The sequence below is a fragment of the Brachybacterium sp. p3-SID957 genome (genome assembly GCF_025144775.1).
Taxonomy (GTDB): Bacteria; Actinomycetota; Actinomycetes; order Actinomycetales; family Dermabacteraceae; genus Brachybacterium; species Brachybacterium epidermidis.
This window is the reverse complement of sequence record NZ_JALXKT010000010.1, coordinates 1-22652: the sequence shown is the minus strand read 5'-3', so window position 1 is coordinate 22652 and position 22652 is coordinate 1. Positions and strand designations below refer to the sequence as shown.

19 protein-coding genes are annotated in these 22652 nt (G+C 71.2%); 11 read left to right on the top strand and 8 right to left on the bottom strand.

The window, feature by feature from the left end:
* Positions 1 to 18 precede the first annotated feature (18 nt).
* Entirely contained in the window at positions 19 to 3447 is a 3429-nt protein-coding gene (locus M3B01_RS03640) for a DEAD/DEAH box helicase (protein ID WP_259789507.1), read from the bottom strand.
* A gap of 70 nt (positions 3448 to 3517) precedes the next feature.
* Complete coding sequence (locus M3B01_RS03635) at positions 3518 to 4249, bottom strand: LacI family DNA-binding transcriptional regulator (RefSeq protein ID WP_259789506.1); 732 nt, start codon at positions 4247 to 4249, stop codon at positions 3518 to 3520.
* Here M3B01_RS03635 and M3B01_RS03630 point away from each other — a divergent pair.
* On the top strand, positions 4248 to 4988 hold the full coding sequence (locus M3B01_RS03630; protein WP_259789505.1) for a beta-galactosidase trimerization domain-containing protein: 741 nt from the start codon (positions 4248 to 4250) through the stop codon (positions 4986 to 4988). The two genes, M3B01_RS03635 and M3B01_RS03630, sit on opposite strands and share 2 nt — an antisense overlap.
* 40 nt (positions 4989 to 5028) lie before the next feature.
* Here the strand turns inward: M3B01_RS03630 and M3B01_RS03625 are convergent, their stop codons facing one another.
* Positions 5029 to 5568 (bottom strand): GNAT family N-acetyltransferase, encoded by a 540-nt coding sequence (locus M3B01_RS03625; protein WP_259789503.1) that lies wholly within the window; start codon positions 5566 to 5568, stop codon positions 5029 to 5031.
* A gap of 115 nt (positions 5569 to 5683) precedes the next feature.
* On the opposite strand from M3B01_RS03625, the gene M3B01_RS03620 reads away from it, so the two are divergent.
* Genes M3B01_RS03620 through M3B01_RS03590 form a run of 7 tightly spaced genes read left to right on the top strand, consistent with a single transcriptional unit; the run spans position 5684 to position 10567 of the window.
* Entirely contained in the window at positions 5684 to 6403 is a 720-nt protein-coding gene (locus M3B01_RS03620; protein ID WP_259789502.1) for a hypothetical protein, read from the top strand.
* Positions 6393 to 6989 (top strand): GNAT family N-acetyltransferase, encoded by a 597-nt coding sequence (locus tag M3B01_RS03615; protein WP_259789500.1) that lies wholly within the window; start codon positions 6393 to 6395, stop codon positions 6987 to 6989. Before M3B01_RS03620 ends, M3B01_RS03615 begins: the two co-directional genes overlap by 11 nt.
* 19 nt (positions 6990 to 7008) lie before the next feature.
* Complete coding sequence (coaD, locus tag M3B01_RS03610) at positions 7009 to 7500, top strand: pantetheine-phosphate adenylyltransferase (RefSeq protein ID WP_259789498.1); 492 nt, start codon at positions 7009 to 7011, stop codon at positions 7498 to 7500.
* A gap of 42 nt (positions 7501 to 7542) precedes the next feature.
* Entirely contained in the window at positions 7543 to 8169 is a 627-nt protein-coding gene (locus tag M3B01_RS03605; protein ID WP_259789496.1) for a DUF177 domain-containing protein, read from the top strand.
* On the top strand, positions 8169 to 8921 hold the full coding sequence (gene rnc, locus M3B01_RS03600) for a ribonuclease III (protein ID WP_259789494.1): 753 nt from the start codon (positions 8169 to 8171) through the stop codon (positions 8919 to 8921). Before M3B01_RS03605 ends, rnc begins: the two co-directional genes overlap by 1 nt.
* A gap of 3 nt (positions 8922 to 8924) precedes the next feature.
* Entirely contained in the window at positions 8925 to 9947 is a 1023-nt protein-coding gene (mutM, locus tag M3B01_RS03595; protein ID WP_259789492.1) for a bifunctional DNA-formamidopyrimidine glycosylase/DNA-(apurinic or apyrimidinic site) lyase, read from the top strand.
* A gap of 32 nt (positions 9948 to 9979) precedes the next feature.
* A complete protein-coding gene (locus tag M3B01_RS03590) occupies positions 9980 to 10567 on the top strand; it encodes a response regulator (RefSeq protein WP_396123331.1) in 588 nt (195 codons plus the stop codon).
* A gap of 48 nt (positions 10568 to 10615) precedes the next feature.
* Here M3B01_RS03590 and M3B01_RS03585 read toward each other — a convergent pair whose 3' ends face one another.
* The 5 genes from M3B01_RS03585 to M3B01_RS03565 all read right to left on the bottom strand — a co-directional run bounded on the left by M3B01_RS03585 (position 10616) and on the right by M3B01_RS03565 (position 18098).
* Positions 10616 to 11764 (bottom strand): sensor histidine kinase, encoded by a 1149-nt coding sequence (locus M3B01_RS03585; protein WP_259789489.1) that lies wholly within the window; start codon positions 11762 to 11764, stop codon positions 10616 to 10618.
* Positions 11761 to 13572, bottom strand: a complete 1812-nt coding sequence (gene cydC / locus M3B01_RS03580; RefSeq protein ID WP_259789487.1) for a thiol reductant ABC exporter subunit CydC — start codon at positions 13570 to 13572, stop codon at positions 11761 to 11763. The genes M3B01_RS03585 and cydC overlap by 4 nt, the downstream gene beginning before the upstream one ends.
* Entirely contained in the window at positions 13569 to 15350 is a 1782-nt protein-coding gene (cydD, locus tag M3B01_RS03575; protein WP_259789485.1) for a thiol reductant ABC exporter subunit CydD, read from the bottom strand. The genes cydC and cydD overlap by 4 nt, the downstream gene beginning before the upstream one ends.
* Positions 15351 to 15418: 68 nt before the next feature.
* Complete coding sequence (gene cydB, locus M3B01_RS03570; RefSeq protein WP_259789483.1) at positions 15419 to 16522, bottom strand: cytochrome d ubiquinol oxidase subunit II; 1104 nt, start codon at positions 16520 to 16522, stop codon at positions 15419 to 15421.
* A gap of 19 nt (positions 16523 to 16541) precedes the next feature.
* Positions 16542 to 18098 (bottom strand): cytochrome ubiquinol oxidase subunit I, encoded by a 1557-nt coding sequence (locus M3B01_RS03565; RefSeq protein ID WP_259789482.1) that lies wholly within the window; start codon positions 18096 to 18098, stop codon positions 16542 to 16544.
* 451 nt (positions 18099 to 18549) lie between these two features.
* On the opposite strand from M3B01_RS03565, the gene M3B01_RS03560 reads away from it, so the two are divergent.
* From M3B01_RS03560 to rpmA, 3 genes are all read left to right on the top strand, one after another.
* Positions 18550 to 21759 (top strand): Rne/Rng family ribonuclease, encoded by a 3210-nt coding sequence (locus M3B01_RS03560; RefSeq protein WP_259789480.1) that lies wholly within the window; start codon positions 18550 to 18552, stop codon positions 21757 to 21759.
* A gap of 278 nt (positions 21760 to 22037) precedes the next feature.
* Positions 22038 to 22346: a 50S ribosomal protein L21 gene (gene rplU / locus M3B01_RS03555; RefSeq protein ID WP_259789479.1), complete on the top strand. Its 309-nt coding sequence runs from the start codon at positions 22038 to 22040 to the stop codon at positions 22344 to 22346.
* Positions 22347 to 22382: 36 nt separating this feature from the next.
* Complete coding sequence (gene rpmA / locus M3B01_RS03550) at positions 22383 to 22637, top strand: 50S ribosomal protein L27 (RefSeq protein ID WP_193866839.1); 255 nt, start codon at positions 22383 to 22385, stop codon at positions 22635 to 22637.
* The last annotated feature ends 15 nt before the right edge of the window (positions 22638 to 22652 follow it).

Below are 22652 nucleotides of genomic sequence, written 5' to 3'. Positions count from 1 at the left end.
CGCAGAGGCCAGGGCCACTCACTCGCGCAGCAGGTCCCGCACGTCCTCGGCGCTCAGCACGTTCTGGAAGGCGGCGTCACCGTCGGTGAGCGAGCTGAACAGGGCTGATTTGCGCTGCTGCAGCGCCACCACCTTCTCCTCGATCGTGCCCTCGGCGACCATCCGGTACACCATCACGCTGCGCTGCTGGCCGATGCGGTGGGCGCGGTCCACGGCCTGGGCCTCCGCCGCCGGGTTCCACCAGGGGTCCAGCAGGAACACGTAGTCGGCCTCGGTGAGGGTGAGGCCGAACCCGCCGGCCTTGAGGCTGATCAGGAACACCGGCAGCTCGCCCTCGCGGAACGAGGCGATGGCCCCGGCGCGGTCGTCGGTGGAGCCGTCGAGGTAGGAGAACGGCACCTGCTGCTGCTCCAGCCGTTCGGCGACCCGGGTCAGGAACGAGGTGAACTGGCTGAAGACGATCACTCGGTGCCCTTCGGCGAGCACCTCCTCCAGCTTGCCCATCAGCGCCTCGAGCTTCGAGGAGGGCACCGCGGCGTGCTCCTGGTCCACGATCGCAGGATCCAATGCCAGCATCCGCAGCAGCGTGAGGGAGCGGAAGACGATGAAGCGGTTGCGGTCCAAGTCCTCCACCAGGCCCAGCAGCTTCTGCCGCTCCCGCTGCAGCACCTGCTCGTAGAGCCGGCGGTGCTGGGGTTCCAGCGGGACCCGCACCACCTGCTCCTGCTTCTCGGGGAGGTCCGTGGCCACCACGTCCTTGGTGCGGCGCAGCACGAAGGGCCGGATCCGACGGCGCAGCCGGGCCATGCGCTGATCGGCCCTGGCGCGGGCGGACTCGGTGCCGTCGTGCTTCTCGATGGGCTTGACGTACTCCTCGCGGAAGCGCGGCATCGACGGGAACAGGCCGGGAGCGGTCAGCGACAGCAGAGACCACAGGTCCGTCAGCGAGTTCTCCATCGGCGTGCCGGTGATCGCCAGCCGGAACGGTGCCCGCACCTCGGCCGCCGCCCGGTGCGCCTTCGCGGTGCGGTTCTTCACGAACTGGGCCTCGTCCAGCACCAGGCCCTGCCAGTCCAGGGCCGTGTACTCCTCCTGGTCCAGGCGCAGCAGGGCGTAGCTGGTGACCACCACGTTGGCTCCGTCGATCGCGGTGGCAAGGGGAGTGCCGCGCTTGGCCGAGGTGGTGGCCAGCACCCGCAGGTCCAGGGAGGGAGCGAAGCGAGCCGCCTCGGACTCCCACACCGACAGCACCGAGGACGGCGCCACCACCAGGAAGGGCCGGCCGGCCGTGTCGGCCCCGGGCGGGGTCCCAGCGCCGGCCTCGCGGGCGTGGAGGATCAGCGCGAGGGTCTGCAGCGTCTTGCCCAGGCCCATGTCGTCGGCCAGGATCCCCCCGAGGCCGTGCTGGTGCAGGAAGGCGAGCCACGCGAAGCCCTCATGCTGATAAGGCCGCAGGGTGGCCTCGAGCCCGGCAGGTGCCGCCGGGACAGGGATTTCCTGCAGATCGGCGAGGGCCCCCACACTGCGCCGCCAGGAAACGGCGGTGGTGGACTCGTCGGCGAGATCCTCGAAGTCCTCCCAGAAGGTGACCTGGTGGCGGCCGATGCCGGGGGCTCCCGGCTCCCACTCCGGCATGGCCTCCGCCTCCGCCAGCAGCTCGCGCAGCCTGTCGAAGGTGGGGTGGTCCAATCTGGCGTAGGTCTTGTCCGGCAGCAGCACGGACTTCCTGCCGCGGGACAGGGCGGTGAAGATCGCGGTGAACGGCACCTGGTGCTCGCCGATGCTGATCTCGAATCCGAGGTCGAACCAGTCGGTGCGGTCCGAGCGCGGGGTCTCCACCTGGGTGATGCGCAGGTGCGGTGTCCCGGTGAGCTCCTGATACCCGGGGCGCGTGCCGTGCTCGATCACGTCCACATCGGCCAGGGACGCCAGCCGGGGCAGCAGGTGCTCCACGAACGCCGCGCTCTCCACCTCGTGCAGCGTGGCCTCCTCGGCGTCGAAGGCCCGGGGCCACAGCGCCGCCACCTCCGCCAGCACCCGCTCCTCGTGGTCCACGTCGCGGCCGGCGGCAGAGCGGGTGATGCCATGCACCTGTCGCAGCGGCAGGGTGCGCAGGGGCGCCCGGTACTGCCACTGCCACACCAGGTCGGTAAAATCCCCGCGGCGGTGGTGCACGGTCAGCTGCAGCCGCGGCGCCGGCGGCTCGGGGAAGGTGACCGAGCTATCCAGGCTGTGGAGCGCCACCACGGCCCGCAGCTGCGGCGTGTAGTCCTCCAGGAAGTCCCGAGCCTCGGCCGCGGGAACAGTGACCGAGTCACGAGAGCGGAACAGGCTGCGCAGGGCCTCGGGAACGGGCTCGGCCGCCATTGCCAGCTGCAGGCGCACCGCAGGCGCGCTGCCGGTGGTGCTGTCGTCCAGCTGCACCGCGATGAATCCGCCGGCACCGGCGGGCCGCAGATCGGTGCGGGGCTCACCCGCGGAGGAGAGGGTGAGCGTGCTCAGCTCCAGTCCTTCGGCCGTGCGCTCCACGTTCAGTGCGGCGGTGACCGGCTCTATCCACTCCACGCTCTCCAGCACGCCTTGCCCCACCATCTCGATGCCGAGGCGGCGGGCCTCCTCCAGCAGGCTCCACGCCTCGGCGCTGCGGAAGGAGTCCAGGCGCAGCAGCTCCCCCGGATCGATGCCGTAGACATTCTCGGCCATGTGCAGCCGCACCAGGCGGGCCACCAGGTCGGCGTGATCCTCGCGGATTCCCAGCACTGGGCTGCTGTACTGGAACTTCTTCCATGTCAGCCCGCCCTTGATCCAGTTCTCCCGGCTGCCGCGGCGCAGCACCCGCAGGCTCGCGAACACCGCGGCCCCTTCGCGGATCGCTTCGGCCGACGCAGGCTGGGCGCCGAAGCGGGAGAAGCCGAACCCGCCGAACTCGGTGCGCAGCTCCACCCCGAAGGCGAGCGGCGCTGCGCCATCGGCGGTGGTGTCGTGCACCAGTGGGTTCAGCAGCTGCTTCCACGTGGGTGGCACCGGGGCGGGGCGAGTGTGGTGGGCCTGCACAGGAGCGCGCGAGCCGGTGCGGGGAGGCGACGTGGCCAGGCGCTCCCGCATCGCCTGGGTGGTGGCCGTGTACAGCAGGGCGGCGGCGTGCTTGCAGTCCTGGCTGACCGGGCAGGTGCAGGTGGCGCGGTAGGGCTCCCAGGCGTTGACCCCGAGGCTGCGCACATGGGTGCCGACCTTGAGATCCACGACGGTGGTGTACGGGCGGGGCTCCGTGCCGTGCACAGTGCCGATCAGGGTGCCGCGGTCCCCGCCGGCATCCGGGTGCTCCCACTCCACGATGGAGGCCGCGCCCGAGCGGGCGTAGGCCTTCCCGCGCTGTGCACTCGCCGCCCCTACCAGCTGAAGGATCGACTGCTCGCTGATGTAGGGGGTCGCGAGCCGTTCGGTCATGCGTTCATGGTGCCACCTGGGGGTGACTCTTGCGTTGCCGCAGATCCCAGCGACATGGCGGGGTCGGACCTCAGTGGGCGACGGGGCGCTTGGTCGACAACCGCTCGACGAGCTTGACCGGAACTGTCACAGCGGACCGGTAGCCATCGGAGATCTCTCGTTGCAGAACGGATACCAACTCGGTGCTGATCTGATCGAAGGGCTGATGGATCGTCGTCAGTGGTACGTCGGCCCCGGTCGCGAACGCTGAATCGTCGAAGCCTCCGACGATGAGCGAGTCAGGAACGGGGCGACCAAGATCCCGCGCAGCGTCGAGCACCCCCGCAGCCATCGCATCGCTACCAGCGAAGATGGCATCGATATGCGGGGAGGAAGTAAGAGCTTCGGTTCCTAGCCGGCGCCCGGAGCTGCGCGTGTAGTCACCGTGCAGAACCGTGACGATCTCCGCCTGTCCGCTCTCATCGATGATCCTCTGGAAGGCGTCACGCCGGAGGCTCCCGCCGGGCGAGTCCTCTGGGCCGGCGATGACCCCTACGTGGGTGGCGCCCTGTTCGAGCAGATGGTGCGCCATCAGGGTCGCTCCCTGTGCTTCATCCGCGGCGACGTAGGAGACGCGTGTCTCCAAGGAGCGAGGGAACCCGCAGTTGACCAGGGGGACCCGCGTGTCCAGTACCCGCTCGAGCAGGTGATGCCGAGGATGAACCGAGATCGTCACGGCGCCGTCCACGCCGCTGGTTCGCAGGAACTTCTCCACTCGCCGCACGTTCTCGGCATCGCCGGCGAGCAGCATCACCATCGACATGTCCACAGCCGAGAGTGCATCGCTGACACCGGCAACGAGCGTCTCGAAGTTCGGGTCGTCGAAGAACTTCGCGGGACGCTCGTCGATCAGCGCCTACCGCCTGGTGCTGGCCCCCGCCTCCTACCTGCTCACAGACACCGCTGCCGGCAACTTCGAGAGGTACGTGAAGGCAGGAGGGAACCTGGTGGTGGGACCGTTCTCCGGCATCGTCAATGAGAACGACGCCGTGCGCGAGGGCGGTCTGAACGCCGCGCTCTCCGAGCTGTTGGGCGTGCAGGTGCACGAGTTCTGCCCGCTGCGCCAGGAGGACTCCGCCCGCATCACCTGGGACGCAGGAAGCAGCGACGTCGGAACGCAGGAACTGCCGGTTGCCGTGTGGTGCGAGGAACTGGTCACCACCACCGCCACCGTGCTGGCCCGCTACGCCGACGGGCCACGTCCCGGCGCACCGGCGATCACCGAGCACGCGCACGGATCAGGCAAGGCCTGGTACGTCGGCTCCGACCTCGATCTCGACGGCCTCGCCACCGTGTTCCGGGGTGCCTACGCCGCCGCAGGCATCGGGGTGCCGGATCTGCCGGCGGACGTCGAGGTGCTGCAGCGCCACGGCGAGGACGGCACCCGCTACGTGGTGCTGCTGAACCACACCGACCAGGCCCACACTCTGACGATCCCCGGCACCGATCATGAGGCGACGATCGAGGCGGGGGAGAGCCAGACCCTCCAGGTCACCGACTGACCGGCCAGTTCGGCTGCAGGGAGGCGCTGCTGGACCGGCGTCAGCGCTCCGAGGCCAGCACGCCGTACACCAGGGTGCTGGTCCACTCGCCCTTCATCCACCAGTTCTGGCGGAGGTGTGCCTCGCGCTGCATGCCCAGCCGCTCGCACAGCTGCGCGGAGGCGCAGTTGCGGGCATCCATCTGGGCCTCGATCCGGTGCAGGTCGTGGTGGGTGAAAGCGGCGTCGATCAGCGCGGTGGCGGCCTCGGTGGCGTAGCCCTTCCCCGCCGCCTGCGCGGAGAACACCCAGCCGATCTCGGCCTTGCGCCCGGTGGAGTCATTCAGCCAGATCGCGAGGTCCCCGATCACCTGGCCCTGGTGCTCGACCACCAGGGCCAGGGACCGCGCATCGCTGCGCAGGCCGGTGCGCACGAGGCGCCGTTCGAGCTCCTGGCGCGCATACTCCTCGGCCCACGGCTCATCCAGCAGGTAGCGGGCCACATCAGGGTCCGAGTAGTAGGCCAGCAGCGCATCGACGTCATCCGGCAGGTAGGTGCGCAGGCAGAGACGGTCGGTCGTCAGGGGGAGGGGGATCGGCATGGACTCACCGTAGAGGATCGACCCCGACCGACCGGGCGGGGCGTGGAGCGCCTTCCTTCCGATCTTCTGGTGCGGTGCTACTTTCCTGTGACCACAGCCTGTCAGGAGGACTGCCATGAGCCGCGCCGTCGCCGATGCCCACCCCACGGCCTACCGTCGGCCCAGCCGGAAGCTCCAGTGGATGACCGTCGTGGTGGGCTTCCTGCTCTTCGTGCTGCTCCTGGTGGAGACGGCACTGCTGGTGCTCGGATCCACGGCGACCGCGGTGAGCATCTGGAAGCCGCCCGCCGATGCGGACGCCCAGATGATGGCGATGATCGGGAGCGCTGTGGCACTGGTGCTGGGCGGGCTCACGATGCTGCTCGCCGGCGCTTGCATCGGGCGGTACCGGGCGCTTGTCAAGCTCGCCGCGCTGCTGCTGTTCCTCGGAGCCTTCCTGCGGCTGGTGCTGCCGGTCGTCTACTACTCGCTCTCCTCTGCCGGGGTGTACACGAGACTGACGTTCTTCGGTGCCCGGCTCGACGGGCAGCTGGGCGAGATCCTGCTGAACCTGCACTGGTACGCGATGGTGCCCGCTCTCCTGCTCACCCTTCTGGGGCTGCTCGGCCTCGTGCTGATCGCCCCCAAGCGGCTGCCGGTCGCCGAGCAGACCGGCCGCACGGACGACCCTCGCTACCCCCATTCCGCTGAAGCGCCTCGTCCGACCGGCGAGCGCCGTCCCGTCGATGGCACCCGCGCCGAGCAGAGCACCGCACTTGATACGGACCGCCCACAGCCCAGCGACCGCACCCCCGCCGACGGGTCCGGCAGCACCGCCGATCACCGTGACCGCTGATCACGGCACCCACCCAGTCCTGGCGGACCTCGACTGGCCGCTGCGCACCGAGCGCCTCGAGCTGAGGCCCGGCCGCGCAGAGGACGCCGATGCGATCTGGCCCTGGTACGGGCTGCCCGAGGTGCAGCAGTGGACCACCGCCCTGTCCCGCAGCCTCGAGGAGCACCGCGAGCGGTGGTCCGCGAAGTTGCCCTCGTCGGTGGTGGGCCTGCTGGGCAGCCGCATCATCGCGGTGGGCAAGGTGGACCGGCAGGACGCCTGGTCCCAGGCCGACATGGCCGAGCAGGCACGCGGGCAGCAGGCGGAGCTGGGCTGGGTGCTCGACCCGGCGAGCCACGGCCGGGGCTACGGCACCGAGTTCGCGGCCGGGCTGGTCGAGATCGCGTTCGAGGGACTGGGCGTGCGCCGGGTGGAGGGCAACTGCTTCGCCGAGAACCTCGCCTCCCGCCGCATCATGGAGAAGATCGGGATGCGCCTGGAAGGGCACTTCCGTGAGGAATCCCTGCACCGCAGCGGTCGCTGGCTGGACGGCATGAGCTTCGCCCTGTTGGCGAGCGAGTACCGCTCGCCGAGACCGAGCACGTGAGAGCACTAGAGTTGCCACCATGCGCACCGTCGTCCTGCCCGGCTCCTTCGACCCCTACACGCTGGGGCACCACGACCTGACCCGGCGGGCCGCCGCGATCGCCGAACGGGTGGTCATCGCCGTCACCCACAACCCCTCCAAGAAGGGCCTGCTGGATGTGGAGGCCCGCACCCGCGCCATCACCGCCTGCATCGCGAACGAAGGCCTCGACTCCACCGTGGAGGTGCGCACCCTGGGCAGCGGGCTGCTGGTGGACTTCTGCCGCGAGGTGGGGGCCGGTGCCGTGGTGCGGGGGCTGCGCTCCCAGCTGGACCTCGCCTACGAGGAGCCCATGGCCCGCATGAACCGCCACCTGGCCGGTGTGGACACGATCTTCCTGCTCACCGACTCGCGCTACGCCCACATCTCCTCGTCCCTGGTGCGGGAGGTGCACAAGCTGGGCGGTGATGTGACCGACATGCTCCCTGCGCCCTCCCTGGACGCGCTCGCCGCCGCCGGGAACGTATCCTGAACAGTCCCTCCCCGCCCCCCACCAGAAAAGGAGTGCTCCGCCATGTCCTCGACCGACACCGCCGGCTCGCCCTTCGACAGCGACCTCCGATTCGACGCGGTGGACCTGATCGGCCGCACCGGCTCCCACCGCCACGTGGAGCGCACCGTCGCCGCGGCCGCCCGTGACGCCGGCGGGCCCGCCATGCAGGTGCCCGAGGGGGAGCCCGTCGCCGTGCAGGCCGAGCTCGAGTCCGTGGTGGAGGGGATCTACGTGCACGGCACCGTCACCGCCCATCTGGCGGGGGAGTGCTCGCGCTGCCTGGACCCCGTCGAAGACCACATCGAGGCCCGCATCGACGAGCTGTTCATGTACCCCGAGAAGGTCAAGGCCGACGAGCGCGAGGACACCGTGATGCTCGACGGGGACGAGGTGGACCTCGGGCCGCTGGCGCGCGACGCCCTCGCCCTGGAGGCCGACGACCGGCCCCTGTGCCGCCCCGACTGCCCAGGCCTGTGCCCCCAGTGCGGCTTCCGCATGGAGGAGGACCCGGACCACGAGCACGTGGTGATCGACGACCGCTGGGCCGCCCTTCAGGGCCTGCTCGAGGAGGGCAGCGACGAGGGATCCGCGGGCACCACCACCGCGGATGCCACCGGCCAGGACGGCGGCCCGGAGGACCGGGCCTGATGGCGCGATCCCGCCGCACCACCCCGGCCGCGGATCCGAGCGGCCTGCTGCGCGCCCTGCCGCTGGACGGCGCCCAGAGCGCCGATCTGGCCGAGTCCGGCCTGCTGGACCTGGCTCTCGTGCACCGCTCCTACGCCTACGAGAACGCGCTGACCACCCACAACGAACGCCTCGAGTTCCTGGGTGATGCGGTGCTGCAGCTCGCCGTCACCGAGGAGCTCTACGCCGCCCACCCCGGGCTGCCCGAGGGCGACCTGGCCCGCCGTCGCGCCGCCACCGTCAACACCCGGGCCCTGGCGCTGATCGCCTCCCGGGTGGACCTGGGGGCGTATGTGAAGCTGGGCCGCGGGGAGGACCTCTCCGGCGGCCGCTCCAAGGCCTCGATCCTCGCCGACACCACCGAGGCCGTGATCGGTGCCGTGCACCTGGCCTGTGGGCAGGACGTGTCCCGCCGCTTCGTGCTGGACCTGCTGCGCCCCCTGCTGGACTCCGACGAGTTCCTCGAGGCCGGGTACGACTTCAAGACCCGCCTGCAGGAGATCGCCGCGGAGACCGCCACGGTTCCCGTGTACCGCATCACCGAGACCGGGCCCGAGCACCAGAAGGTCTTCACCGCCACCGTCACCGTGCCCGAGGTGGTCACCGCCAGCGGGGACGGCCCCTCCAAGAAGGACGCCGAGCTGGTGGCCGCCCAGCACGCCGTGCGGGCCGTGCTCGCCGAGCGCGGCGAGACCCTGATCCCGCGAGGCTGAGCCGTGCCCGAGCTGCCCGAGGTGGAGGTGGTGCGGCGCGGACTGCTGCCCCACACCCTCGGCCGGACCGTCGTCAGGGTCGAGGTGCTCGATGCGCGCATCCTGCGCCGCCAGGTGGGCGGCGCGGACCGCCTGCGCGAGGCCGTCGAGGGGAACCGGCTGAGCGCCCTGGCGCGGCGCGGCAAGTTCCTGTGGTGGAGGCTCGAGGAGCCGGACGCCTCGAACAGCGGCGGCAGCGACGTGGGGCAGGCCCTGATGAGCCACCTGGGCATGAGCGGCCAGTGGCGGGTGCGCGGCGCACATCCCGCCGCCGACGCCGCGGTACCCGCGCTCGCCTCCGCTCCGGGATCGGAGGGCCCGGCTCCTGACCCGCTGCGTCACCGCCGCCTCACCCTGCACCTGGACACCGGCACCGCGATCGACCTCATCGACCAGCGCATCTTCGGCGGCCTGTGGACCAGCCCCCTGACCGAGTCGCCCGACGGCGCCATCGCCGGGGCGGGCAGCCCCGACCACCTGCTGCCGGCCGACGCCCGCGACATCGCCCGGGACTTGCTGGACCCGGCGGCCGACCTGCCCGCCATCGCACGCACCCTCCGCTCGCGCCGCAGCGCCGTGAAGTCCCTGCTGCTGAGCCAGGACGTGGTCAGCGGCATCGGCAACATCTACGCCGACGAGGCGCTGTGGGCGGCTCGCACCCGTTACGACACCCCCGGCAACGCCCTGTCCCAGCGGCGGGCGCTGTCGATCCTGCGGGCCGCGGCAGCGGTCATGGAACGGGCCCTGGACCACGGCGGGACCAGCTTCGACGCCCTCTACGTCAACGTCGACGGGCGCAGCGGCTACTTCGCCCGATCGCTGAACGCCTACGGTCGTGCAGGAAATCCCTGCCCCAGGTGCGGTAGGTTGATCCGGCGGACCATGCATCAAGGGCGATCGAGCCATTACTGCCCCGGATGCCAGCGCCCGCCCACAGCAGTCGGCCGTCCCCCAGCGACGGCACGAGCCAGGAAGGACCCTCAGTGACATCGAGCGATGAGCGAGGCCCGATCCGCGTGATGCTGGTGGACGACCACGAGGTCGTGCGCCGCGGCATCGTCACCGCGATCGATTCGAGCGCGTCCCTCACCGTGGTGGGTGAGGCCTCCTCCGTGGCGGAGGCCACGCGCCGACTTCCGGCGATCCGCCCCGACGTGCTGGTGGTGGATCTCCAGCTGCCCGACGGCACCGGCATCGACGTGATGCACGCCGCCCGTGAGCTGAACCCCGAGCAGAACATGCTGGTGCTCACCAGCTTCGACGACGACGCGGCGCTGCGCGAGTCCCGCGCCGCCGGTGCCGCGGGGCTGATCCTCAAGTCCGCCCGCTCCAAGGACATCGTCAGCGCCATCGAGACGGTGCACGGCGGCGGCACGGTGTGGCCGAACGGCCATGCGGACGACGAGCCCGAGCTGTCCGAGTCCGATCGCCGCATCGTCGAGCTGATCGGGGACGGCCACTCCAACCGGGAGATCGCCGAGGGCATCGGCATCGCGGAGAAGACGGTCAAGAACCGGGTCACCGTGATCCTGCAGACCCTCGGCATGCAGCGCCGCACCCAGGTGGCCGCCATGGTGGCGGCCCGCCGCCGCGCCGGCTGGAAGTGAGCGCCGGGCGGTCGTGGGCGTCTGGGCCAGAGGTGACCGGTGCCCCGCTCATTGCGGCGGCAGCGTGACCCTCCACGAGATCATCGTGCCCGGCTCCAGGTTGAACGCGTCCACCCAACCCGCGTGACGGCGCGCCCGGCTGGACATGTTCGCCAGACCGCTGCGGCGGGTCACCGTGGGATCGATGCCGCGCCCGTTGTCGGAGACGTTCACCTGCACCACGCGGTCCACACCCTCGCTGAACACGCTCACCGACACCGCCACAGCGGTCGCATGCGCATGCCTCGCGGCATTGGCCAGGCACTCCCGCACCACCGCCACGACGTCCTCGGCGATCTCCCCGGGCAGCTCCGAGTCCAGCTCGGCCGGGCGGGTGGGCAGGCGCAGCGTGGGGACGAAGCCCAGGCCGGCGGTGGCCAGCCCTGTCTCGTGACGCAGCCGCTCGGTGAGCGTCGCCTCCGTGCGCTCACGCCGGAGCGACTGGACGATCTGCCGGATCTGGGCCACCGCGTTCTCCACGCCCTGCACGGAGGTCGCCACCGAGCTGCGGATCCGGGAGTTGGTGGGCTCCTCCCCGGGGGAGGACAGCGCCTCGGTGAGGGCCTCCAGCTCCATGCCCACGGCGAACAGTTCCTGGATGGCCAGGTCGTGCAGGTCGCGGGCGATCCGGCTGCGCTCGTCGTCCACCTCGCCGGAACCGAGGGAGGGGCCGCGCAGGGTCAGTGCGATCAGTCCGGCCAGGGAGTCCAGTCGCTCCCTGTCCGCCGCCGTGAAGGCGATGTGCTGCTGATCCCGGTCGCGCAGCACGGCGAGGAACCCACGTCCGTGCTCGGCAGCGTCGACCACCGCGAGCAGGGCGCGGGAGGGCGCGGGGGCATCCGGGTCCAGGGCGAGGGCGCCGATCGCCTCCAGTGCGTCGCTGTCGGCAGCTGCGAGGGCCAGGAACGCCGGTGACTGCGGGTCCAGCAGCTGTCCCAGCAGATCCGCGGCGCCGGGCCCCTCGGCCATCTCCACGGTCCAGGTCCCGGGCTCGAGCGGCATCACCAGCACGGAGTCGCCGGGTGCCAGATCGGTGCGGGCGGAGGCCACCAGCAGCTGCAGCAGGTCCTCCGTGTCGCCGCCGGCCAGCACGGCCTCGGCCAGGTCCTGCACGCGGGGTCGGTCGGCGCGGGCGGGGGGCAGCAGGTCCAGACTCATCGATCCTCCTGGGATGCGGAACCGGAGCGGGTGGGGCGGGCGGTGCGGGCAGCATGCAGCTCAGCACGTGCGCCGGGTCCGATGTGGAGCACGGGGGTGGCCGGGGGGATCGCCTCGGCGCGGTGCGTGACCACCACCACGGTGGTACCGGAGGGCACCAGGGTGTCGTCGGCGGGGGTGAGCAGCGAGCGCAGCAGGGCATCGCCGCGGGCGGGATCGAGGTGCTCGGTGGGTTCGTCCAGCAGCAGGATCCCGTTCGCGCGGATCACGGCTCGGGCCAACAGCAGCCGTCGCCGCTCGCCTCCGGAGACGGTGGTGCCGTCCGGGCCCAGCATGGTGTCCAGTCCGCGGGGGAGCTGCGCCACCCAGTCCTCCAGCCCCACGGCACGCAGGGCAGCATGGGTGGTGTCGTCGTCCAGGTCGCCGCGCACCACCCGCAGGTTCTCCCGCACGCTGGTGGCGAACACGTGGGCGTCCTCGGCGAACATCACCACCTTCTGCCGTACGGCATGTGGCGGCAGGGAGGCGATGTCGGTGCCGTCCAGCTGGACGGTGCCGGCCAGCGGGGACAGCAGACCGGCGAGAGTGGCCAGCAGGGTGGATTTCCCGCTGCCGGAGGCGCCGACGACCGCGAGGCGGGAGCCCGGGGGCAGGTCGAGGTCCAGGCCCGCCACGCGCGGGGCCTCGGGGCTCCAGCCGGCGGTGAGGCCCACGGCGCGCAGATGCGCGGTGGGGGCGAGGGACGGGACCGCAGCGGACGGCGCGACGGCCGGCTCGTTGTCTGCGGGGAGCCCGGTCGACGCCGCGCTCTCGGTGCGCGCCTCCGGCGACGCAAGGGCCGCGTCCGGCCGGACCACGGCGTCGAGCCGGGCGGCAGCGGCGCGGGAGCGGGCGTACTGGGAGGCGGCCGCCGGGAGTGCTGAGGCAGCCTCGAAGGAGGACAGCGGCAGCAGGAGCAGCACGCCGATCTGCCCGGCGGAGGCACCGCCGTCCAGCCAGGCGGAACCGGCGGCCAGCAGTGAGCCGAGCACCGCCAGCACCATCGAGGCGGGAACGGCGGCGGAGGCCACCGCACTGGGCAGGGCCGCGCGGTCGATCGCGGCGTCGTGCGCGGACTGCTCCGCGGCGAGCGTGCCCAGGGCGGCGTCGAGGCGGCCGTCCACGCGCAGGCTGGTGGCGTCGTCCAGGATCTCCAGCGCGCTGGCGGAGACCTGGGAGCGGGTGGTCACCACCGCGTCCTGGGAGATGCGTGAGGCGCGGTAGGCCGCCAGAGGAGCGATCAACGAGGCCAGCACCAGCGATGCGGCCATGGTCAGGCCCGCCAGCATCGACATCGGCATGATCGTGGCCAGCACCACCACGAACATGACCACCGAGACGATGCCCGGCACGATCGCCTTGATCACGTGGTCGGCGAGCTCCTGGGCGTCGTCGCCGATGCGGGCCAGCAGGTCACCGCGGCGCAGCCGGGCCAGGGTGTCGTCGGTGCGGGCGGCCAGGGCGGTGAACAGGTTGGTGCGCAGGGAGACCACGCCGCGCAGCGCGACCGCGTGGGTGGTCATGCGGTCCAGCCAGCGGAACACGCCGCGGGCCACGCCCAGGGCGCGCACCATCACCACGGCCACGGTGAGGTCCAGCACCGGGGGCATCGTCCAGGCGCGGGTGACCAGGTAGGCGGAGACCGCGGCGAGGGCGAAGGCAGCCGCGAGGGTGGCGCAGGCGGAGAGCACCGCGGCGGCCAGTCGGGCGCGGGGGATCTCCAGCGCTCTCTCGGCGCGGCGCAGGGCCAGATCGGGGGAGGTGGTCACGGGGCGACCTCCTGGTGCTCGTGCCCGGCCGGGTGCTCGGCATCGCGGGTGTGGCGGGCCTGCACCTCGGCGACGTCGTCCGCGATGTCGACCAGGCGGGAGCGGTGGGCGATCACCACCACGGTGCGTCCCTGACGGCGCAGGTCCGCGATGAGGTCCAGCACCACCTGCTCGGTGGCCCCGTCCAGGTGGGCGGTGGGTTCGTCGAGCACCACCAGCGGTGCGGGGGAGAGCATGGCGCGGGCCAGGGCCAGGCGCTGCCGCTCTCCCAGGGAGATGCCGGCGCCGGCGCGGCCCAGATCCGCATCCCAGCCGCGCTCGGCCACCACGGCGTCCAGGCCGGTCGCCGCGGCGGCACGGTCGACCTCGCCCTCGCTCGTACCGGGGCGGGCCGACAGCAGCACGGAGCGGATGGTGCCCGCGGGCAGCACGGGACGCTGGGGCAGCAGCGCCACCTGGTCCCACAGGGAGCGTCGGCGCAGCTCGCGCACGTCCACGGCGGTGCCGTCGGCGGCGATCACCTCAGCGCGGCCCTCCGCGGGCTCCAGCAGCCCCAGCATGACGTGCACGGCCGTGGTCTTCCCGGACCCCGAGGGGCCGGTGAGGGCCAGCACCCGACCAGGGCGCACGGTGACCTCGGCGCGGTAGGGGGCCAGGCCGTCGCGGGAGGCGACGGTGACCCCGCGCAATGCCAGGGTGGCGGTGCGCAGGTCGGGAGCCTCCGTGCGGCCGTCGGCCGTGACGGGCTCGTCGAGCACCTCGAAGGCCGCGGTGACGGCGGCCAGGCCGTCGGTCGAGGAGTGGTACTGGGAGCCGACGTTGCGCAGCGGCTGGTACACCTCGGGCGCCAGCACCAGCACGGCCAGCGCCGGGGCCAGGTCCATGTGCCCGTACACCAGGCGCATGCCGATGCTCACCGCGATCAGCGCCACGCACAGCGTGGCCAGCAGCTCCAGCACCATCCCGGAGAGGAACGCGTACTTCAGCGAGCCCATGGTGGAGGCGCGGTGGCGGTCGCCGAGACTGCGCACCACCTTCTCGGGGCCCTTCTCCCGGCCCAGGGCGCGCAGGGTGGGCAGCCCGTCGACCAGGTCCAGCATCTGGGCCCACATGGTGCGCATGTCTGCCAGCAGGCGCTCGGAGCGGCCCACCGTCAGCTTGCCCACCAGGATCATGAACAGCGGCACCAGGGGCAGGGTGAACAGGGCGATCAGAGCACTGGTGAGGTCCAGCAGGCCGATGGTCAGCAGGCACAGCGGGGTCACGGTGAGGCTCAGCAGCAGCTGCGGCACGTACCCCACCAGGTAGGGGCGCAGGTTCTCCACGCCGGTGGTGGCCAGGGCCGTGAGGTCCGCTCCGCGACCGGCAGAGCTGCGCGGGCCCAGTTGGGCGGCGTGGGACACGATGCGGGAGCGCAGCTGGGCGATGGCGTCGGTGGCGGCCCGATGGGCGGTGCGCTGCTCCACCAGCACCGCGAGCGCCCGGATCGCCAGAGCCAGCGCGAGCACTCCCAGCAGTGCAGGGGCGGCCTGGGGGAGCTCACGGTCCACCAGCAGTGAGGCGCCGAGACGGCCGATCACCAGGGCCGTGGTGATCACGCAGCCGGCCTGCACCAGGCCCAGCACGGTGGTGCGGGCCACGTGGCTGCGGGCGGCCCTGACCTCGCGGACCAGGCGCGGGTCCAGCGGGGCGCGGGAGGCCCGCTTCGGGGTGGGGACGGACGCGCCCGCCGTCCCCGCGGGCGGCGGGGCAGGCGGGCGCGAGATCGAGGTTGTCATCGTGGACAGTCTGACAGGGCGGAGGGACTGCTCGGCGTGCCGAGGGTCCCCGCGGCACCGTCAGGCTCTCAGCTCTCGGCGTGGCGGCGACCGCCGTCCTGGTCGAAGGCCTCGCGGTAGGCGCCGCGAGCACGCTCCACCAGGCCGGGCGGCTGGGGGTCGTCTGGGCCGGCGATGCGGTGGCGGAACACCCAGAAGGACCAGATCTCGTAGGCCAGCACGATCGGCATGAACACCACCACGGCGATGGTCATCACCAGCAGCGTGTGCTCGCTGGAGGAGGCTCCGGCCACCGTGAGCGAGTTGGCGGCGTCGTTGGTGGCCGGCAGCACGTAGGGGAACAGCCCGCCGAACAGGGTCGCTCCGGCCCCGAGGATCGCGACCATGGAGGCGGTGAACGCCGCACCCTCCCTGCGCATGCGGTTCAGCACCAGCACGGCCACCAGTGCCAGTGCCGCGATGAGCAGCGGGACCCAGGTCAGAGCAGAGTGGGAGTAGGCCAGCTGGTACCAGATCAGGAAGGCCGCACCGGCCACGATGGTGGGCAGGATCAGAATGCCGGCCAGGCGGTTGGCGTCCTCGCGCAGCTCACCCACGGTGCGCACCGTGAGGTACAGCGTTCCGTGCAGCCAGAACAGCAGCACGAACACGATGCCGCCCAGCAGGCCGAAGGGGTTCAGCAGGCCCAGCAGGGAGGTGGTCACCCAGCTGTTGCCGTCGATGGCCACGCCCCTGACGATGTTGGCGAAGGCCACGCCCCACAGCAGGGCCGGCAGGAAGCCGGAGAGGATGTGGATCCAGTCCCAGGTCTTCGTCCAGGTGGGGGTGTCGTGCTTGGCGCGGTACTTGAAGGCGCACACCCGCACGATCAGCACCAGCAGCAGGAGCAGCAGTGCCAGGTAGAAGCCGGAGAACAGCGTGGCGTACCACTCGGGGAACGCCGCGAAGATCGAGGCGCCGCCCACCAGCAGCCACACCTGGTTGCCGTCCCACACAGGGGCGATGGTCTTGATGATCGTGCTGCGGCGCTCGGAGTCGCCCCGGCCCAGGGCCAGGACGTTCATCTGCACCCCGAAGTCGAAGCCCTCCAGCATGAAGTAGCCGACGAAGAAGAAGGCGATGAGTGCGAACCACAGGGTCTGCAGCGTGGTCGGATCGAGCATGGCGTCCATGAGGTGTCCTTATCCCTTCTCAGTAGCCGAAGGAGATCGAAGGGGTGTCGAGCTCGTCGGTCTCCTCGTCCCGCTGCGGGACGGGGATGCCCTTGAGGGCGGCCTTGCGCATCAGGAAGAACCAGACCACGGCCAGCACGCCGTACAGCAGGGTGAAGGCCACCATGGAGGTCAGGACCATCCATCCCGGATTGCTGGAGACGCCCTGGATGGTCATCAGGCGCACCGTCGGGTCCAGCGGATTGGGGTGCACCACCCACGGCTGGCGGCCCATCTCGGTGAACACCCAGCCGGCGGAGTTGGCCAGGAACGGCATCGGGATGGCCAGCACGGTGAACCATGCGAAGGCCTTGGAGCCGGTGGTGCGGGCCTGGTCGCCCTTCCCGCGCGTCACCCACAGTGCCCAGAAGGCCACGATGGCGCTGAAGGCGGCCAGGCCGATCATCAGGCGGAAGGACCAGTAGGTGACGAACAGGTTGGGCCGGTAGTCGGCCTCGACCTCGTTGCCGAAGATGTCCGTGGTGGTCTCGCCGAACTGCTCCTTGTACTGCGCGTTCAGGTCGTCCACGCCCATCAGGGTGGCGTTCGGGTCGTAGGTGGCGAGAATCGCGGTGACGTAGGGGACCTCGATCAGGTGGGTGACACCGTCGCAGTCGGTGGCGAAAGCGTCGGGCCCGCCCACGGTGAGGATCGAGAACGGCGCTCCGGACTGCGTCTCGCACAGCGCCTCGGCCGAGGCCATCTTCATCGGCTGCTGCTCGAACATGATCTTGGCCTGGAAGTCGCCGGAGATCACCAGCACCAGGGCGGAGACGAACATGGCCACCACGCCGAAGCGGACGGCGGGCCGGAACACGTCGCGGCTCATCAGGTGGTGCTCGGCGCCGTCGGTGGTCTCCATGCCGAGCTCGCGGGCCTTGTTGTGGTGGCGCACCATGTGCCAGCCGGCCACGCCGGTGACGAAGGCGGAGGCCACCAGCCAGGCGCCGGAGATCACGTGGGGGAACGCCGCCAGGGTGGTGACGTTGGTGAGCACCGAGAGGATGGAGCCCTGGGAGGGATCGAGCTCAGCCCGCCCGGTCTCCGGGTTCAGCACGGCCCCGACGGGGTGCTGCATGAAGGAGTTCGCGGCGATGATGAAGTACGCCGAGAGCATGGTGCCGATCGCCACCATCCAGATGGTGAGCAGATGGATCTTCTCCGGCAGCTTGTTCCAGCCGAAGATCCACAGCCCCAGGAACACCGACTCCAGGAAGAAGGCCAGCAGGCCCTCCAGGGCCAGCGGGGCACCGAACACGTCGCCCACGTAGCGGGAGTACTCCGACCAGTTCATGCCGAACTGGAACTCCTGCACGATGCCGGTGGCGATACCGATGCCGAAGTTCACGATCAGCATCGATCCGAAGAACTTCGTCAGGCGCGTCCAGGCGTCCTTCCTGACTGGGTCCTTGGATCGCACGGCGACGGTCTGCATGATCGCGACCAGCAGCGACAGCCCGATCGTCAGCGGCACGAAGATGAAGTGGTACACGGTGGTGATGCCGAACTGCCACCGTGCCAGGTCGAGGGCTTCCATGAATCCTCCCGGGAGAACGACACGCTGTCACGAAAGTACGACCGGGCAGGGTTGCAGGCAGGGACGATCGTCCCGGGATGCGCGCCGGTCCGGCAGTAGCCAGTCTCCCACCGCGAGGATCCCCCGGGCGGGATCGACGGGCGCGGGGCGGGGTGTGTCGGCCCGGCGGCGGCGTGTGTCGCGCCGCATGTCGCGATGTCCCGGACCAGCTCCCTGTGCCATACTGACCGCGGCGCTCTCCTGCCCCGTACCGGGTGGGGGAACCTCCCGGCGTTGTTGCGTCGGAGCACCGGGAACGCGAATTCACGCGACCGAGTCGGCTCCCGCGATCAGCATCGCAGCGCTCCCTCCGAGGAGCAGCGCGGCGGCGAGGGCCAGAGACTTCCGTCCCCAGGGACGATGACCACATGGGACCCAGGGTGCGCTGGATCCTCCAGAAGGAGACGGCCACATGGCTGACAGCACCGACGACCGCGCATCGATCGACGAGGATTCGACCGGAACCACCCCCACGCGCAGGCGCCGCCGCGCTGCGGGAGCGCCGGCAGGGGCCCCGGCCCCCGTCCTCACGCCGGAGACCCCGACGGACACCCCTGTGTTCCGCACGGTGGTGCCCGAGCAGACCGCCGCCGCGGCGGAGCCGACCGCCACCAAGCGTCCCCGCCGCCGCGCGGGTGCGCCCGCAGGAGCCCCCGTCGTTCCTGCGCCGGCCGCCCAGGATCTTGAGACGGGCGAGGCCGCGGAGAGCTCCGAGGTCCTCCCGCAGGGGTCCGCTGCGCAGCAGGACGCACCGCGCACCGCACCGGCGGCCGCCCAGCCCGAGCCGCGCACCGAAGCCGTCGCCTCCTCTCCCGCCACTGCGCAGGAGGAGGACGAGGACGAGCTGGACGGCGACGAGCAGGACGCCAATCCCGTCGCCGATGACCTGCGCGCCCTGGCCAGCACCCGCACCCGCGGTGGGGAGGTTGAGCAGGCTGCCGGTCAGGCCGATGACGACAGGGCGCGCCGTGAGCAGGCCCAGCAGGACTTCGCCTCGCTTCTGTTCCAGGCGCCTGCGCCCGCGCAGCCGCGCACGACGGTGGGCCCGAAGGACGCCCCCGTCGGCAGCGCCGACCTCTCCTTCGACGCGGGCTCCGACTCCGGGCAGGACACGGACGGTGCCGACGACACCTCCTCCGAGGACGCCGAGGACGCACCCCACCGCCGCAACCGCTCGCGCCGTCGCAGCGGCTCGGTGGGGGAGCAGGGCTCGGACGCCACCGCGGGCGAGGCCCGGAAGGACGGCGGCACCGACGAGGAGAGCACCGGTGACGACAGCTCCTCCGAGGACGGCGACGACTCCGGCGACAGCAAGGACGATGAGGGCCGCGAGGGCTCCGGCAACTCCCGGCGTCGACGTCGCCGTGGCGGCCGTGGGCGCCGTGGCCGTGGCCGTGGGGACGAGGACCGCATCGGCGGCGACGACCAGGACTCCGGCACCGACAGCTCCCGCGGCGGCAGCGACGACCAGGACGGCGAGTCCGAGGATCCCTCGAGCGAGGACTCCGACGGCGAGAAGGACTCCGGGGAGGGCAGCTCCAGCTCCTCGAGCTCGCGCCGGCGCCGGCGCCGGCGACGCTCCGGATCCAGCGACGGTGACGTCAGCTCCCCGGACGATCCCCCCAACACCGTGGTCAAGGTGCGCGAGGGCCGCGACGAGGTGAAGTCCGTCAAGGGCTCCACCCGCCTGGAGGCCAAGCGCCAGCGTCGCCGAGAGGGCCGCGACGCCGGTCGCCGCCGCAGCGTCATCACCGAGGCAGAGTTCCTGGCCCGTCGCGAGTCCGTCAAGCGCTCCATGGTGGTGCGGGAGCAGAAAGGCCGCACCCAGATCGCCGTCCTCGAGGACGACGTCCTGGTGGAGCACTACGTGGCCCAGAAGGCGCAGACCTCGATGGTGGGCAACGTGTACCTGGGCAAGGTGCAGAACGTGCTGCCCTCCATGGAGGCCTCCTTCGTGGACATCGGCAAGGGCCGCAACGCCGTGCTGTACGCCGGCGAGGTCAACTGGGACGCCGCGGGCCTGGAGGGGCAGCCGCGTCGCATCGAGCTGGCCCTCAAGAGCGGCGACTCCGTGCTGGTCCAGGTCACCAAGGACCCGATCGGCCACAAGGGCGCCCGCCTGACCAGCCAGATCTCCCTGCCCGGCCGCTACCTGGTGTTCGTGCCCGGCGGCTCCATGACCGGTATCTCCCGCAAGCTGCCGGACACCGAGCGCGCGCGGCTGAAGAAGATCATGCGCCAGATCATCCCCGAGGATGCAGGCGTGATCGTGCGCACCGCCGCCGAGGGGGCCAGCGAGGAGGAGCTCACCCGCGACGTCGAGCGCCTGCGCGCCCAGTGGGACAAGATCCAGAAGGCCCAGAAGTCGAAGTCGGCCCCGGCCGCTCTGTCCCAGGAGCCCGACATCGCCATCAAGGTGGTGCGCGACGTCTTCAACGAGGACTTCACCTCCCTGATCGTCGAGGGCGGCAAGGTCCACGACGACGTGCACGAGTACATCTCCTCCGTGGCACCTGACCTGCTGGAGCGGCTCACCCGCCACGTGGGCCCCGAGGACGTGTTCGCCAAGCACCGCATCGACGAGCAGCTGCTCAAGGCGATGGACCGCAAGGTGTACCTGCCCTCCGGCGGATCGCTGGTGATCGACCGCACCGAGGCGATGACCGTGGTGGACGTCAACACCGGCAAGTTCACCGGTTCCGGCGGCTCCCTCGAGGAGACCGTCACCCGCAACAACCTCGAGGCCGCCGAGGAGATCGTGCGGCAGCTGCGGCTGCGGGACATCGGCGGCATCATCGTCATCGACTTCATCGACATGGTGCTCGAGTCCAACCGCGACCTGGTGCTGCGCAGGCTCGTCGAGTGCCTGGGGCGCGACCGCACCAAGCACCAGGTCGCCGAGGTGACCTCGCTGGGCCTGGTGCAGATGACCCGCAAGCGCGTGGGCCAGGGACTGGTGGAGACGTACTCCGCCACCTGCGAGCACTGCAACGGCCGCGGCCTGATCGTGGACATGGACGGCTCCCACGCCCACACCGGCGGCAACGGGAACGGCTCGAACTCCGGCAGCGGAGGCGGCAACGGCTCCGGCGAGGAGTCCTCCCGCTCCGGTCGGCGCCGCGGCGGGCGCAAGTCCCGCTCCGCGGAGGCCAGGGAGGCCGTGGGTGAGCTGATCGACCCGCAGTCGCCGGACGTGCACCGCCTGCAGGAGGACGAGAGCTCCCGGGCCCTGGCCCGTGCCACCATCGCCTCGATCGCGGCGGCCTCCGGTCACCAGTCGAGCCCCGAGGTGACCGTGGACGGCAAGGTCGTCTCGGTGCAGGGCCAGGAGCAGACCCCCACCGCGAACGACGAGCCAGGCCAGTCCGGAGAGCAGGAGGGAACCGTGCCGACGGACCAGCAGCCCCAGCAGGAGGCCGGCGAGGCCACCCACGCCGCCGACGCCGGGTCCCTCGAGCGGCCCGAGCAGGCCGACCGCGTCGAGGAGTCGGCCCCCGCGGCCGATGCGAGCGGCACCGGGGACACGGAGCCCGTCACCCGCATCGACCCCGAGGCCGGCAGCACCGACCCCGAGCAGGCGAGCCCTGACGGCGCCGAGGGGACCGTCACCCCCGAAGGGTGACCAGTTCCACAGCTTCCGCCAGCATCTGCGCAGGTCGCGCCGGTAAGAATGGTTGACCGGCGCGCCCGGGGATCGTAAGCTGTCCCCTGGCGCAGAACGCGCCGAAGTCGTGATCCCGCTGGGCGTCGCGCGGCCGCACCTCCCTCCTGGGGTGTTCTCGAGTGGATCGAGGGCGCAGCAGGACCGGTCGACGGTCGCAGGTGCGCGGTGAGTCCGCGAGTCCGGCTCTCGGGTACGTCCCGAACCAAGCAATTCCCGAACCAAGATGGAGCAGTGACGTGGTGTACGCAATCGTCCGCGCAGGCGGTCGTCAGGAGAAGGTGTCGGTCGGTGACACCATCGTGATCAACCGCGTGTCCGGCGAGGCGGGCGACAGCGTCGAGCTCGCTCCCGTCCTCCTGGTCGACGGCGACTCGGTGACCTCCGCCAAGTCCGATCTGGACAAGGTGAAGGTGACCGCTGAGATCCTCGAGGAGCTGCGCGGTCCCAAGATCCGCATCCTCGAGTACAAGAACAAGACGGGCTACAAGAAGCGCCAGGGCCACCGCCAGGAGCTCACCCGCCTGAAGATCACGGGCATCGCCTGAGCGATCCCTTCGTAACGAGAGAAGGATTGATTCCAGATGGCATCGAAGAAGGGCGTCAGCTCCTCCAAGAACGGGCGTGACTCCAACGCCCAGCGCCTCGGCGTCAAGCGCTTCGGCGGCCAGGTCGTCGGCGCCGGTGAGATCATCGTGCGTCAGCGCGGTACCAAGATCCACCCCGGTGACGGCGTGGGCCGCGGCAACGACGACACGCTGTTCGCCCTCACGGCGGGCACCGTCGAGTTCGGCCGCAAGCGCGACCGCCGCGTGGTCAGCGTCGTCGCCAGCGCCTGAGCGCAGCGACCGCTG

Coding starts and splice junctions, on each gene's coding strand:
- M3B01_RS03625 (WP_259789503.1), bottom strand. CDS start 5,568: ATGCCGATCCCCCTCCCCCTGACGACCGACCGTCTCTGCCTGCGCACC.
- M3B01_RS03630 (WP_259789505.1), top strand. CDS start 4,248: ATGTCCACAGCCGAGAGTGCATCGCTGACACCGGCAACGAGCGTCTCG.
- M3B01_RS03605 (WP_259789496.1), top strand. CDS start 7,543: ATGTCCTCGACCGACACCGCCGGCTCGCCCTTCGACAGCGACCTCCGA.
- M3B01_RS03640 (WP_259789507.1), bottom strand. CDS start 3,447: ATGACCGAACGGCTCGCGACCCCCTACATCAGCGAGCAGTCGATCCTT.
- coaD (WP_259789498.1), top strand. CDS start 7,009: ATGCGCACCGTCGTCCTGCCCGGCTCCTTCGACCCCTACACGCTGGGG.
- M3B01_RS03590 (WP_396123331.1), top strand. CDS start 9,980: ATGCTGGTGGACGACCACGAGGTCGTGCGCCGCGGCATCGTCACCGCG.
- M3B01_RS03585 (WP_259789489.1), bottom strand. CDS start 11,764: ATGAGTCTGGACCTGCTGCCCCCCGCCCGCGCCGACCGACCCCGCGTG.
- M3B01_RS03565 (WP_259789482.1), bottom strand. CDS start 18,098: ATGGAAGCCCTCGACCTGGCACGGTGGCAGTTCGGCATCACCACCGTG.
- rnc (WP_259789494.1), top strand. CDS start 8,169: ATGGCGCGATCCCGCCGCACCACCCCGGCCGCGGATCCGAGCGGCCTG.
- cydD (WP_259789485.1), bottom strand. CDS start 15,350: ATGACAACCTCGATCTCGCGCCCGCCTGCCCCGCCGCCCGCGGGGACG.
- rpmA (WP_193866839.1), top strand. CDS start 22,383: ATGGCATCGAAGAAGGGCGTCAGCTCCTCCAAGAACGGGCGTGACTCC.
- cydB (WP_259789483.1), bottom strand. CDS start 16,522: ATGGACGCCATGCTCGATCCGACCACGCTGCAGACCCTGTGGTTCGCA.
- M3B01_RS03620 (WP_259789502.1), top strand. CDS start 5,684: ATGAGCCGCGCCGTCGCCGATGCCCACCCCACGGCCTACCGTCGGCCC.
- M3B01_RS03560 (WP_259789480.1), top strand. CDS start 18,550: ATGGCTGACAGCACCGACGACCGCGCATCGATCGACGAGGATTCGACC.
- M3B01_RS03635 (WP_259789506.1), bottom strand. CDS start 4,249: ATGTCGATGGTGATGCTGCTCGCCGGCGATGCCGAGAACGTGCGGCGA.